This window comes from Agromyces chromiiresistens (assembly GCF_029167465.1).
Taxonomy (GTDB): Bacteria; Actinomycetota; Actinomycetes; order Actinomycetales; family Microbacteriaceae; genus Agromyces; species Agromyces chromiiresistens.
This window is the reverse complement of sequence record NZ_JARFNL010000006.1, coordinates 148,698-161,251: the sequence shown is the minus strand read 5'-3', so window position 1 is coordinate 161,251 and position 12,554 is coordinate 148,698. Positions and strand designations below refer to the sequence as shown.

Genomic DNA, 12,554 nt, shown 5'->3' with positions numbered 1-12,554 from the left:
CCTCAGGCCTTCAGCGTCCAGGGCTTCCGACGCACGAGCACGTGCCCGCGCCGCGACGTGAGACGCGTCCACGGTCCCGTCTCGAAGAGCCTGACCGGGTCGTCGCCGAGGAATCCCAGGCTGAACGCCGCGAAGGCGGCACCGGTCGGCACGTACTCGAGCCCGTCGACTCCGCGCCCCCACACCTCGGAGCGCACCCGCTGCACGAGCTGCTCGCCGGTGCCCTCCGGGATCGCCTTCGCAACCTCGTCGATACCCGCCCGTGCGGCGGACTCCAGCACCGAGGCATCCGCCTCGCCGAGCGCTCGCCAGCCGCCGCGCGGCGGCGAGATGCCGGCCCAGGTGACGGTGTTCACCTCCGGAGGGCGCGACATCGACACGGGTCGCGACTCGTCGTCGTCGGCGAGCTCCCCGCGGGCGCGCACGATGCGCTCCACGAGCGAGCGCATCGGCACGACCGAGTCGAACTCCTCGTCGTCGGCCAGGGCGAAGGTGCGCAGGCCGAGCACGGTGGGGCTCTCGTCGAGGATGCCGCGCGGGTAAAGGATCGCGGTGTAGACGGCGAGGATTCCGGAGCCCGCGACGAGGCGCACCGACCCGTCTTCGACGCGGCCGGCCCGCTGCAGGTACGTGTGCAGATCGCCGAGCGACAGGCTGTCGGCGAGCGTGAGTCGTTCAACCATCTCCTGTCTAAACTACCAAGTGCACGGGCCCGTTCACGGCGGTCCGGGTTCCACGGCGCCGGCGGCGGCCGCCCACCGACACGGAGGAACGATGAACGGACCGATCGACGGCCTGCTGAGCACGCTCAACCTGACCGACACGGGCGCGCGCACGACGGAGGACATCTTCACGGGCCCGTCGCAGTGGATGCCGCTCGGTCGCGTGTTCGGCGGCCAGGTGCTCGCGCAGTCGATCGTCGCGGCGCTCCGTACCGTGCCGGAGGACCGGAACATCCACTCGATGCACGGCTACTTCCTACGGCCGGGCGACGTCGCCCATCCGATCACGTTCTCGGTCGACCGGATCCACGACGGCCGTTCGTTCTCGACCCGACGCACCCAGGCGTTCCAGCACGGCGAGCCGATCCTCTCGCTCATCGCTTCGTTCCAGACGGAGGACGGCGGAGTCGAGCACCAGCTCGACATGCCCGACGACCTGCCGGACCCCGAGTCGTTGCCGTCGACGGCCGACGTGCTCGGGGCGGTCGACCACGACGTCGCGCGCTACTGGTCGAGCGAGCGCGCCTTCGACGTGCGGCACGTGCCGTCGCCCGTCTACCTCAGCGTCGAGGGCGAGCGCACGCCCAGGCAGGCCGTGTGGATGAAGGCGTTCGGCCGCCTGCCCGACGATCCGAAGCAGCATCGGGCCGCGCTCGCGTACGCGAGCGACTACTCGATCCTCGAACCGGTGCTGCGCGCGCACGGCGTCGCGTGGGCCACCCCCGGGCTCAAGGTCGCGAGCCTCGATCATGCGATGTGGTGGCACCGGGACGCCCGCGTCGACGAGTGGCTGCTCTACGTGCAGGAGTCGCCGTCGGCGAGCGGCGGTCGCGGCCTCTCGCTCGGTCGCATCTACACGCGCGACGGGCTGCTCGTGGCGAGCGTCGCCCAGGAGGGCATGGTGCGGGTACCGCACTCCGAACACTTCTCCTGACCGGAGCCGTCGCAATCCCGTCGCCCGAGGCTCGGATAGCCCAGAATGGGGGGCAGGGGCGCGGTCGGGCGCCCGACGCGGACGAAGGAGTTCGGCGATGACGGCTTCCCACGATCTCACGCGACGCGCGGCGCTCACGTTCGGCACGGCCGGCGTTGCGGCCGGCGCCCTCGCCCTCGCGGGCTGCGCGGATGTCTCCGGCGACGGCTCGAACGACGACGCGAACTCGTCTCCCATCGCCCCCGACGACACGGCGTCGGCTGAGCCGCCGGCGGCCGGCGAAGCGGTCGCGGCGACCGCCGACGTGCCGGTCGGCGGCAGCATCGACGCGAAGCTCGGCAGCGATCCCGTCCTGGTGGCGCAGCCCAGCGAGGGCGAGTTCGTCGCATACAGTGCCATCTGCACGCACCAGCAGTGCGTCGTCGCGGCGGCGGGCGCGGAGTTCCACTGCCCCTGCCACGGTTCGATCTACGATGCCGCGACCGGCGAGGTGCTCGCCGGACCGGCACCCGAACCGCTGAGCCCCATCGCGGTCACCGTCGCCGGCGACCAGGTCGTCACGGCCTCCTGAGATGGACTACGAATTCGCCGGCCTACCGGCGCACGTGCTGCTCGTGCACGCGGTGATCGTGCTGACGCCACTCGTGGGGCTCCTGCTCGTCGTGATCGCCGCGTGGCCCGGCGCCCGCCGAGTGCTCTGGCTGCCGGCGCTCGTCGGCGCCGTCGGAGTGCTCGTGCTCGGCCTGCTCACCGTCGAGGCCGGAAAGTGGCTCGAAGTACGGGTTCCGCCGGCGCCGCTCATCCAGCAGCACACCGCGATGGGCGAGGATCTGACGCCCTGGCTCATCTCGATGCTCGTCGTGGCCGTCGCGATCGCCGCGTGGGCGATCGTCGAGCGCAGGTCGGCTTCACGCTCGACGGGAGGCACCGGCGTCGCGTCGCCGTCGCACGGTGTCACGATCGCCGCCGGTGCGATGTTGACGCTCGCCGCGCTGACCGTCGCGATCGGCTCGACCTGGAAGCTCGTTCAGATCGGCGAGGCCGGCAGTCGCGCCGTGTGGGAGGGCTCGTTCAGCGACGAGCCGGTCGAGCGCTGACGGCACGCCCGCTCGGCGAGGCTTTCGCGCACGGCATCAGCGGCGCGGGCGGCCCCGTTGGGCGGCTCAGCGCCGCCGGAACTCGATCGTCGGCTCGAGATAGGGCTCCCACGCCGCACGCTCCGACTCGCTCATGCGCCGCGGTCGCTCGGTCGCCGCGTCGACGAGCACGATCGTCGTCACGGCACGCGTGTAGAGCGCCCGCGGTTCGGCGCCCGCCGGCGAGTACACCTCGTAGCAGACGTCGAGACTCGCCCCGCCCATGTGCCCGATCCAGAGCTCGATGTCGAGGGGCAGGCGCTGGTACGGGATCGGCGCAAGGTACTCGACCTCCTGCCGGGCGATCAGCGTGATCGTGGCCGCTCCGGGCGTGGCGTCGAGCACGGCCGTCGACGCGCCGACCGCATGTTCGGCGGTGCCGTCTTCGTTCACCCAGAACGCCTGGATGCGAGCCTCCTCGAGGAGGCTCAGCATCCGGGCGTTGTTCACGTGCCCGTAGGCGTCGAGGTCGCTCCAGCGGAGCGGTGTCGGCACGTGCAGGCGCATGTCAGTCTCTCGTGAGCTTGCGGTAGGTGGACCGGTGCGGCTTCGCCGCGTCGGCGCCGAGCCGTTCGACCTTGTTGGCCTCGTAGGCCTCGAAATTGCCCTCGAACCAGTACCAGTTCGACGGGTTCTCGTCGGTGCCCTCGTAGGCCAGGATGTGCGTGGCGATGCGGTCGAGGAACCACCGGTCGTGGGTGATCACGACGGCGCAACCGGGGAACTCGAGGAGCGCGTTCTCGAGGCTCGAGAGCGTCTCGACGTCGAGGTCGTTCGTCGGCTCGTCGAGCAGCAGCAGGTTGCCGCCCTGCTTCAGGGTGAGCGCCAGGTTCAGGCGGTTGCGCTCGCCTCCTGAGAGGATGCCGGCCCGTTTCTGCTGGTCGGGCCCCTTGAAGCCGAACGTCGACACGTACGCGCGACTGGGCACCTCGGTCTTGCCGACCTGGATGTAGTCGAGCCCGTCGGAGACGACCTCCCACAGCGACTTGTTCGGGTCGATGCCGCCGCGGGTCTGGTCGACGTACGAGATCTGCACGGTCTCGCCGATCTTCACCGATCCGTCGTCGGCCGGCTCGAGGCCGACGATCGTCTTGAAGAGCGTGGTCTTGCCGACGCCGTTCGGGCCGATGATGCCGACGATGCCGTTGCGCGGCAGCGAGAAGCTGAGACCGTCGATCAGGACGCGATCGCCGAAGCCCTTCTTGAGGTTCTTGACCTCGAGCACCACGTCGCCGAGGCGCGGACCCGCCGGGATCTGGATCTCCTCGAAGTCGAGCTTGCGCGTGCGCTCCGCCTCCGAGGCCATCTCCTCGTAGCGCGCGAGTCGCGCCTTCGACTTCGCCTGCCGGCCCTTCGCGTTCGAGCGGACCCACTCGAGCTCTTCCTTCAGGCGCTTCGCGAGCTTGGCGTCCTTCTTGCCCTGGACGGTGAGGCGCTCCTGCTTCTTCTCGAGGTAGGTGGAGTAGTTGCCCTCGTACGGGTAGAGCCGGCCGCGATCGACCTCGCAGATCCATTCCGCGACGTGGTCGAGGAAGTACCGGTCGTGGGTGACGGCGAGCACGGCACCGGGGTACTTGGCGAGGTGCTGCTCGAGCCAGAGCACGCTCTCGGCGTCGAGGTGGTTGGTGGGCTCGTCGAGGAGCAGCAGGTCGGGCTTCTGAAGCAGCAGCTTGCAGAGCGCGACACGGCGCTTCTCACCGCCCGAGAGCACCGAGACCAGTTCGTCGCCCGGCGGGCAGCGCAGGGCGTCCATGGCCTGCTCGAGCTGCGAGTCGAGGTCCCAGGCGTCGGCCGCGTCGATCTCTTCCTGGAGGGAGCCCATCTCGGCGAGCAGCGCATCGAAGTCGGCGTCGGGCTCGGCCATGAGCAGCGAGATCTCGTTGAAGCGGTCGAGCTTCGCCTTGATCGGACCCACGCCCTGCTGCACGTTCTCGAGCACGGTCTTCGACTCGTCGAGCTCGGGCTCCTGCATGAGGATGCCGACCGAGTACCCGGGGCTCAGCTTCGCCTCGCCGTTCGACGGCTGGTCGAGACCGGCCATGATCTTGAGGATCGTCGACTTTCCGGCGCCGTTCGGGCCGACCACGCCGATCTTCGCCCCGGGGAGGAACGCCATCGTCACGTCGTCGAGGATGACCTTGTCGCCGACCGCCTTGCGGGCGCGCACCATCGAGTAAATGTATTCAGCCAAGACTTTCCCTCACAGCGTTCGGCGGCCGCCGAGCACGGGCCGCCGCATGTCGGCTACCAGTCTATGGGGCGCGTCTGCCCGATGAGGCAGCCGCCGGTGCCGAGCGCCGGACGCACCGCACCGTGATATCCGCCGGACTTCGGGCCGTACTGTCCGACGAGGCACTCGTCCTGGAAGAGCACGGCGAACTGGATCGAGTCAGCCTGATCACCCTGAGTCGTCTCGTCGGAGGTCACCTGCATCGCCGCCTTGTCGAAGCCTGCGGCGACGAGCGCGTCGATGAAGTCGCGACCGCCGGCTGCGGCGTTGGCGACGACGACGGCGGTGTTCACCGAGTTGAAGAAGTCGAGGTTCTCGCCGGCCGAGAGCTCGGGCCGGAGGGTGGGCGGAGCGGCGGGATCGGTGGTCGCCGGCGCGGATGCCGACGGGTCGGCGGACTGGGACGACTGCGGAGTGGGCGGGCCGCCGAACAGCGTGCAACCCGCGAGCGACAACGTCGTCGTCGTCGCGGCGAGCGCGAGCATCACCGTCGTTCCGAACCGCCGTGCCATGCTTCCCCTCACCGCGGTGTCGACCGCCCGAGCCGAGTCTATTGGGTCGCTCGGGCCCGGACGGTCGAAGGCCGGTCAGTCGCTCACCGCCGCGGTGTACACAGCCCGCCCGGCATCGTCGGCCTCCAGTTCATCGTCGAGGTCATCGTCGAGGTCGTCGCCGACCACGGCGTCACCGTCGGCGAACGGTGCACCGTCGTCGAAGCCCGTCGAGCCCCCGCTCGCGAGTCCCGACCAGTCCGTGCCGCCGCCGAGCCCCGAGAGATCGGCCCGCTCCCCCTGCTCGCCGAGCCCGTCGGGCGAGGCGGCCTCGCCGATCGGGTCGTGCTCGGCGGGCTTCGCCTCCGACTGCATCCGGGCGTAGGTCGAGACGCACCAGGCCATGTCGTGCCCGATCGAGTCGGCGTCGATCTCGACCGACTTCCCGGACTTCGTGCCGGTCTCCCATGCCCGCACCCGCAGTCGTCCCTGCACGATGACGTGCTGGCCCTTGCGCACCGACAGGCTCGCGTTGCGGGCGAGCTGCCGGAAGGCCGAGACGGAGAACCAGTTGGTCTCGGCGTTCTCCCATGTGCCCTTCGCACGGTCGAAGTATCGCCGCGTCGACGCGAGACGGAACGTCGTGATGACGAGGCCGTCGCCCGTCACCTTCTGGATGGGATCGGTGCCGACGATGCCGGTCACCGTGATGCTGTCGGTCATTTGCACTCCTCGTTCGGACGCCGTCGCGAGTCGACGGCTCGTGGTCCCGGAGCGGCCTCGTGCCGGACACCGCCCCGGAACCACGTGGACCCACGATCGCGCCGACATCGAGTCATCCGCCGGGGTTCTCGCCGAATGTGGGTTCTCCACGCTGATCGGCACTTGTCGAGGAGGAGTCGCGACCGCGCGATGTCGGAGGCTCGGGATACCGTCGCATCGACCACCTGCAGGGCCGGCTGCGCGATCCAGAAGGAGCCTCATGACGACCATCGCCGCCCGCCTGCGCGAGTCGTTCCCCGTCGCCGTTCCCGGCCTCGTCATCGTGCCCGCCGCACCCGATCTGTGGAGGGTCGCGCGCCCGGGTGGTGCCGTACTCGGCCACGTCGAACGCCGCGGCGACGGCGACGGCGACGGCGTTCGGTTCGCCGCTCGCCGCTACGTTCCCGGAGGTCGCCCGCCAGTTCAACTGGGAGAATTCTGGTCGGCCGAGGCGGCCATCGAGCTCTTCCGGTGAGCACGTCCCGATCCCGGCCACGCCGTCGGCACGCGGCCGCACCGCGCGCCGGCCGCAGTAGCCTACGGCCATGCAGTGGTGGAACGACTTCATCTCCTGGCTGACCTCGAGCTCGTCGCAGTCGGCGGTCTTCGCCGCCGGCGTGCTGTTCGTCGCGGTGCTCGCGTCCGGCCTCCTCGCGGCGTGGATCTCGACCGCCGCCGTCCGACGCGTCGTCGCGCAGCGCGACAGAGAAGCGAGGGTCGCGGCGATCGCCGCCCTCGTCGACGCGGCCACCGAGGCCTCCGTCTGGAACTCGCTCACCCCGCACGAGCAGGTGCTGGCCGACCGTACCGTCGGCCAGGCCGACATCGTGGTCCGACTCCTGCCGATCCGCGGCTCGGACGTCGCGGCGAACTGGGCGGCGCACCAGCTGCACGAGCTCAAGCGCGCCTCGGCGACGTTCGGCTATCAGCTCGACCCCGCCGTCGTGGAGTTCCGCGACCGACTCCTCGAGTGGCAGCGTCACCCGGGCCGCACTCGTCGGCAGTTCCAGAACGACCTGGATCGCTGGCGAACGCAGCGCCAGGAGCCCGATCAGGGCATGATCGACGCGCAGGACACCTGGGTCGCCGAGCAGCACCACGATCGGTATCGCGACGTCGCCGGGACGGCCGACGCCTCGACCGCGCCCACCCAGACCTTCGCGTCCGAGTCCGCAGCGCCGGCGACCGCCGCGCTGCCCGAGACCGAACCGCAGCGCTGAGCCGACGCGCCGGTCAGCGCCACCATTCGTCGAACATCGACGCCGGGACGGTGCGCTTGTGGCGCGTCTGCAAGTACCGCGCCTCGATCCGATCGGCGATCTCGTCGTCGATCGCCTCGCCCTCGAGGTACGCGTCGAGATCCTCGTAGCGGAGCCCCAGGTTCGCCTCGTCGGCCTGTCCGGGGTCACCGTCCAGGAGGTCGGCGGTCGGCACCTTGAGATACAACCGCTCGGGCGCCCCGAGTTCCTCGAGCAACGCACGGCCCTGCCGCTTGGTCAGGCCCGTGAGCGGCACCAGGTCGACTCCGCCGTCGCCGAACTTCGTGAAGAAGCCCGTGACCGCCTCCGCGGCGTGATCGGTGCCGACGACCAGCAGACCGCCCTCACCCGCGAGCGCGTACTGCGCGACCATTCGCATGCGAGCCTTCACGTTGCCCTTGCCGAAATCGCTGAGCGCACGAGCGGTCGCGGTCGCGAACTCGGACGCGATCCCGTCGACGCCGTCCTTGATGTCGAAGACGACGGTCTCCTGCGGGGCGATGAACCTCAGCGCGAGTTGCGCGTCGTCCTCGTCGCGCTGGACGCCGTACGGCAGGCGCACCGCGATGAACCGCGCGTCGACGCCCTCGTCGACGAGTTCGGCCACCGCCATCCTGCAGAGCCGGCCGGCGAGCGTCGAGTCCTGCCCGCCGCTGATGCCGAGCACGTATCCACGCGCGTGCGACGCGGTCAGGTACTCCTTCAGGAAGTCGACGCGACGACGCACCTCTGCGGCGGGGTCGATCCGCGGGCTGACGTTGAGCTCGGCGATGATTCGCGCCTGGAGATCTCGCATGCCCCGACGATACCGCCGTCATGTTTCGGCGAGGAAACGCGCGCGCTCCACTAGCATCGCGGCAGGAGACTCGCCCGCTCAGGAGGTCACGTGGAGTACTCGATCAGCACGATGGTGCTCGTGCCGGCGATCGCGGTCGCCGCACCGCTCATCGTCCGCGGACTCGGGCGATGGGTCGCGATTCCGCTCGTCGTGTTCGAGATCGTGCTCGGGCTGATCGTCGGCCCGTCGGTGCTCGGCTGGGTCGTGCCCGAGGAATTCATGGGCATGCTCGCGGAGTTCGGCCTCGCGACGCTGTTCTTCCTCGCCGGCAACGAGATCGACTTCAGGGCGGTTCGCGGGCGCCCGCTCAGTCGCGCGGCGATCGGGTGGATCATCTCGCTCGCGGCGGGCATCAGCATCGCGGTGCTGTTCGCCCCCGACCTTCCCGCCGCCGGGTTCATCGGCATCGCGCTGACCTCCACGGCGCTGGGAACGCTCATGCCCGTTCTCCGCGATTCGGGCGACCTGACCACGCCGTTCGGCCTCTCGGTCCTCGCGATCGGCGCGGTCGGCGAGTTCGGACCGCTCCTCGCGATCTCGCTGTTCCTCAGCGGGCGCTCGCCGCTCATCGCCGCGGTCGTGCTGGTCGTGTTCGCCGTCGTCGCCGGCATCGCGATCTGGCTCGCGGCGAAGGGGTACGGCAAGCGCATGCATGCCATGATCACGTCGACGCTCCACACGAGCGGGCAGTTCGCGGTGCGACTCGTCATCTTCATCCTGCTCGCGCTCGTCGCGCTCAGCATCGTGCTCGATCTCGACATGCTGCTCGGCGCATTCACGGCGGGCGTGCTCTACCGGCTGCTGCTGAACGGGGCTCCGGAACGCGACGCCGAAGCGATCGAGTCGAAACTCGAGGCGGTCGGCTACGGCTTCCTGGTGCCCGTGTTCTTCATCAACACCGGCATCACCTTCGACCTCGAGGCCCTCTTCGCCGACGGCAGGACGACGGCCATGCTGCCGATCTTCCTCCTCCTGATGCTCGTCGTACGCGGCATTCCCTCGATGCTCGCGGCACCGGCCGGATCGAGCCGGCGCGACCTCGCCGCGACCGCGTTGTTCGGTGCCACGGGGCTTCCGATCATCGTCGCGGTCACGGCGATCGGCGTCGATGCCGGCGACCTCTCGAGCGGCACGGCCGCCGCGCTCGTCGGCGCCGGCATGCTCTCGGTGCTGCTGTTCCCGCTCATCGCCCTCCTGGTCCGGCGTCGCGGCGGCGCGTCGCGCGATCGCGCCGTGACCGACGACGTGCACGTGCCGACCGAGGGCTGATCGCCCTCGGCGGGTATGCTTGCCACGACCGCCCCCGTAGCTCAGCGGATAGAGCAGGAGCCTTCTAATCTCTTGGTCGCAGGTTCAATTCCTGCCGGGGGCACCGACGACGCGGATGCCGCGTCGAACGACGCTGTCGGCGCCTCCGGTTAGACTCGCCGCATGGCTTCTTCGAGCGACAGACTGGTCTGGATCGACTGCGAGATGACCGGACTCGACCTCGAAGTCGATGAGCTGGTCGAGATCGCCGTCGTCATCACCGACTACGACCTCCGCCCCGTCGACGGTGGGCTCAGCATCGTCATCAAGCCCGACGCGAGCGCACTCGAGTCGATGGGCGAGTTCGTGCGGCAGATGCACACCACCTCGGGGCTCATCGAGGAGATCCCCAACGGCGTCTCCGTCGCAGAGGCCGAGTACCAGGTGCTCGAGTACGTGCTGAAGCACGTGCCCGACGAGCAGAAGGCGCCGCTCGCCGGCAACTCGATCGGCACCGATCGCGCATTCCTCACGAAGTACATGCCCCGACTCGATGCGCACCTGCACTACCGCAACGTCGACGTCTCGTCGATCAAGGAGCTGGCCAAGCGCTGGTTCCCGCGCGCGTACTTCAACTCCCCCGCGAAGAACGGCGGTCACCGCGCTCTGGCCGACATCCTCGAGTCGATCCGCGAGCTGCACTACTACCGCCGCGCCGTCTTCGTCGCCGACCCGGGCCCGGCCAGTCACGAACTGCAGGCGCTCGCCGCCGAAGTGGTGGCCGAGTTCGAGCAGGGCTCCAACGTGTAGTAGGCTCTATCCGTTGTCCTGATCGCCCCGGCGGTCGACACATGGTGGGTATAGCTCAGTTGGTAGAGCGCCTGGTTGTGGTCCAGGAGGTCGCGGGTTCAAGCCCCGTTACTCACCCCAAGCGGTGTGCGAAGCGCGGGTCCGGAAACGGCCCGCGCTTCGTGTATCAGCCCTCTGGACGGACGGATGGGAGAGGCCGTGGAACTCGATGCCGAAGCGTTCGAAGCCCTCGTCGTCGATGAGCTCGACCAACTGCCCGACGACATGATCGACGGGCTCGAGAACGTCGTCTTCGTCGTCGAGGACCGCCCGGAGGACGGCTCGCTCGACCTGCTCGGCCTCTACGACGGCTGGGCGCTGACCGAGCGCGACCGCTACGGATTCGGCGAGATGCCCGACCGGATCATCCTCTACCGCGAACCTCTGCTTGCGATCTGCGACGACGAAGACGAGCTCCGTGAGGAGATCCACGTCACCCTCGTGCACGAGATCGCCCACTTCTACGGCATCGACGACGACCGCTTGCACGAACTGGGCTGGGCGTGAGCTCGGCCGAGATACCCTGAACGTCATGAGTCTGTCGCCCGGCCGCATCGTCGGCATCGCCATCGGCGCCGTCGCGATCCTCGCGGTCGGCGTCTACGGCCCCGCCATGCTGCTCGGTCCCCTGCCGGAGGCGGAGGTCCACGTCAGCGCGGCGGGCGAGGGCGCCGCCGGCAAGCCCGAGCCGATCGTGCTGCCCGAGAGCGGAGCGAGTGCCGTCGCGCTCGTCGACGAGGACGGCAGCGCCTCGATGCTCGCGACCGCCGGCGAGACCGGTGTGGTCCCCATCGGCGGCGCCGCGAAGCTCGTGACCGTGCTGGCGACCCTCGACTCGCTGCCGTTGCCCGACGACGGACCCGGCCCCGCGATCAAGATCGGCCCCGCCGACTACACCGACTACCTCGATCACTCGAAGGCCGGCAACCGCACGCTGCAGGTCTCGCCCGGAGATAGCTGGTCGGAACGCGACGTCGTTCGAGCGGTGCTCTTCGCCTCGAGCAACAACCACGCCGACACGCTCGCCCGATGGGCGTTCGGCAGTGTCGACGGATACGTCGACGAAGCGAACGCGTGGCTCGAGGCACAGGGCTTCGAGTCGACGCGAGTGGCCGATGCGACGGGCCTCTCGGCCGACAACGTCGGTACGGCTGAAGAGCTCGCGCGGCTCGCCGCAATGACGCTCGCGAACCCGCAGCTCGCGGCCCTCGTCGCCGATCCCGAGCGCAGCGACCCGACCTCGCGCAACGTCCCCGACGTCATCGACCACCTCGGCGACGAGGGCGTTCGGGCACTCTCGCGCAGTTACACCGACGAAGCAGGCGTTTGCTTCATCTTCACGGCCACCGTTCCCGGGGCCGACGACGAGCCGCAGCGCATCGTGGGAGCGATGACGACCATGCCGGACTACGAGACGCTCGACCCTGCCGTGGTCGAGGCGTTCACGTCGGTCGCGGCATCCGCGGCGCCCGTCACCGTCATCGCCGAGGGCGCCCGCTACGGCACGGTCGAGACCGCATGGGGCGATGAAGCCGACCTCATCGCCCGCACCGAGCGGACCGACGCCGCCTGGGGCAGCGACCCGGGCGAGGCATCCGTCGCCGTCGAACCGTTCACGACGGCGCGTGCCGGGCGCGCGGTCGGTACCGTGACCGTGCCGACCGCGAACGGCGACATCGGCAGTGAACTCGAGCTCTCCGCCGACATCGACGACCCGGGGCCGCTCTGGCGGCTCGCGAACCCGTTCGTGCTGATCGACGCGTTCGTCAACGGCCGATCGGGCTGAGCGAGCGCGTCATCCGCCGTCGACGGCGACGCCGGCCGGTTCAGTCGTTCTCGTCGTCGGACTCCACCGGATCGGAGTCGTCGGCGTCGAAGCTGAAGCGAACGCGCAGCTGGCCGCCCATCTCGCGCTCGTCGACGGCGTTGTACCAGAACAGCGACTCCAGCCCGTCGACCGCGGCGACCATGCCGACGCGCTTCTCGGGCTTGCCCCCGACGAGGGCGCGATGGTCGAACTCGCCCTCGAGCGGTCCGTCGATGAACTCTGCGACGTACTGGGCGCCGACCGAATCTGCACTCATA

The 12,554-nt window shown here is 69.7% G+C and carries 16 protein-coding genes and 2 tRNA genes; 11 read left to right on the top strand and 7 right to left on the bottom strand.

Going from position 1 to position 12,554, the window contains the following annotated elements:
- Positions 1 to 2: 2 nt before the first annotated feature.
- Entirely contained in the window at positions 3 to 683 is a 681-nt protein-coding gene (locus tag PX701_RS16010; protein WP_231430819.1) for a DUF8185 domain-containing protein, read from the bottom strand.
- Between the two features lie 91 nt (positions 684 to 774).
- Between PX701_RS16010 and PX701_RS16005 the strand changes: the two genes are divergently transcribed.
- From PX701_RS16005 to PX701_RS15995, 3 genes are all read left to right on the top strand, one after another.
- Positions 775 to 1,656, top strand: coding sequence for an acyl-CoA thioesterase (locus PX701_RS16005; protein WP_231430818.1), 882 nt, complete (start codon positions 775 to 777; stop codon positions 1,654 to 1,656).
- 97 nt (positions 1,657 to 1,753) lie between these two features.
- Positions 1,754 to 2,227, top strand: coding sequence for a QcrA and Rieske domain-containing protein (locus PX701_RS16000; protein ID WP_275506880.1), 474 nt, complete (start codon positions 1,754 to 1,756; stop codon positions 2,225 to 2,227).
- A 1-nt stretch (position 2,228) separates the two neighbouring features.
- Positions 2,229 to 2,753, top strand: a complete 525-nt coding sequence (locus PX701_RS15995; RefSeq protein WP_275506879.1) for a hypothetical protein — start codon at positions 2,229 to 2,231, stop codon at positions 2,751 to 2,753.
- A gap of 66 nt (positions 2,754 to 2,819) precedes the next feature.
- Here the strand turns inward: PX701_RS15995 and PX701_RS15990 are convergent, their stop codons facing one another.
- The 4 genes from PX701_RS15990 to PX701_RS15975 form a co-directional block, all read right to left on the bottom strand.
- Entirely contained in the window at positions 2,820 to 3,299 is a 480-nt protein-coding gene (locus tag PX701_RS15990) for an acyl-CoA thioesterase (protein WP_231430815.1), read from the bottom strand.
- 1 nt (position 3,300) lies between these two features.
- On the bottom strand, positions 3,301 to 4,983 hold the full coding sequence (gene ettA / locus PX701_RS15985; protein WP_231430814.1) for an energy-dependent translational throttle protein EttA: 1,683 nt from the start codon (positions 4,981 to 4,983) through the stop codon (positions 3,301 to 3,303).
- Positions 4,984 to 5,036: 53 nt separating this feature from the next.
- Positions 5,037 to 5,534: a DUF6993 domain-containing protein gene (locus PX701_RS15980; protein ID WP_231430813.1), complete on the bottom strand. Its 498-nt coding sequence runs from the start codon at positions 5,532 to 5,534 to the stop codon at positions 5,037 to 5,039.
- Between the two features lie 75 nt (positions 5,535 to 5,609).
- Positions 5,610 to 6,236 carry a single-stranded DNA-binding protein gene (locus PX701_RS15975; RefSeq protein WP_275506878.1) on the bottom strand — a complete coding sequence of 209 codons (627 nt, stop codon included), beginning with the start codon at positions 6,234 to 6,236 and terminating at the stop codon, positions 5,610 to 5,612.
- Positions 6,237 to 6,495: 259 nt separating this feature from the next.
- On the opposite strand from PX701_RS15975, the gene PX701_RS15970 reads away from it, so the two are divergent.
- A complete protein-coding gene (locus PX701_RS15970) occupies positions 6,496 to 6,750 on the top strand; it encodes a hypothetical protein (RefSeq protein ID WP_275506877.1) in 255 nt (84 codons plus the stop codon).
- 70 nt (positions 6,751 to 6,820) lie between these two features.
- The gene (locus PX701_RS15965) at positions 6,821 to 7,495 is read left to right on the top strand and encodes a hypothetical protein (RefSeq protein ID WP_275506876.1); all 675 of its coding nucleotides are present in this window, start codon (positions 6,821 to 6,823) and stop codon (positions 7,493 to 7,495) included.
- A gap of 13 nt (positions 7,496 to 7,508) precedes the next feature.
- On the opposite strand, the gene nadE is transcribed toward PX701_RS15965, so the two are convergent.
- Complete coding sequence (nadE, locus tag PX701_RS15960) at positions 7,509 to 8,330, bottom strand: ammonia-dependent NAD(+) synthetase (protein ID WP_275506875.1); 822 nt, start codon at positions 8,328 to 8,330, stop codon at positions 7,509 to 7,511.
- Between the two features lie 90 nt (positions 8,331 to 8,420).
- On the opposite strand from nadE, the gene PX701_RS15955 reads away from it, so the two are divergent.
- The 6 genes from PX701_RS15955 to PX701_RS15930 all read left to right on the top strand — a co-directional run bounded on the left by PX701_RS15955 (position 8,421) and on the right by PX701_RS15930 (position 12,255).
- Positions 8,421 to 9,641 (top strand): cation:proton antiporter, encoded by a 1,221-nt coding sequence (locus PX701_RS15955; protein ID WP_275506874.1) that lies wholly within the window; start codon positions 8,421 to 8,423, stop codon positions 9,639 to 9,641.
- Between the two features lie 30 nt (positions 9,642 to 9,671).
- A tRNA-Arg gene (locus PX701_RS15950) sits at positions 9,672 to 9,744 on the top strand.
- 59 nt (positions 9,745 to 9,803) lie between these two features.
- The gene (orn, locus tag PX701_RS15945) at positions 9,804 to 10,430 is read left to right on the top strand and encodes an oligoribonuclease (RefSeq protein ID WP_231430807.1); all 627 of its coding nucleotides are present in this window, start codon (positions 9,804 to 9,806) and stop codon (positions 10,428 to 10,430) included.
- Positions 10,431 to 10,474: 44 nt separating this feature from the next.
- Positions 10,475 to 10,550: transfer RNA gene (locus PX701_RS15940), tRNA-His, on the top strand.
- Between the two features lie 78 nt (positions 10,551 to 10,628).
- Positions 10,629 to 10,976: a metallopeptidase family protein gene (locus PX701_RS15935; protein WP_231430806.1), complete on the top strand. Its 348-nt coding sequence runs from the start codon at positions 10,629 to 10,631 to the stop codon at positions 10,974 to 10,976.
- Between the two features lie 25 nt (positions 10,977 to 11,001).
- Positions 11,002 to 12,255 (top strand): D-alanyl-D-alanine carboxypeptidase family protein, encoded by a 1,254-nt coding sequence (locus PX701_RS15930; RefSeq protein WP_231430805.1) that lies wholly within the window; start codon positions 11,002 to 11,004, stop codon positions 12,253 to 12,255.
- A gap of 40 nt (positions 12,256 to 12,295) precedes the next feature.
- On the opposite strand, the gene PX701_RS15925 is transcribed toward PX701_RS15930, so the two are convergent.
- Complete coding sequence (locus PX701_RS15925) at positions 12,296 to 12,553, bottom strand: hypothetical protein (RefSeq protein WP_231430804.1); 258 nt, start codon at positions 12,551 to 12,553, stop codon at positions 12,296 to 12,298.
- Position 12,554 lies beyond the last annotated feature (1 nt).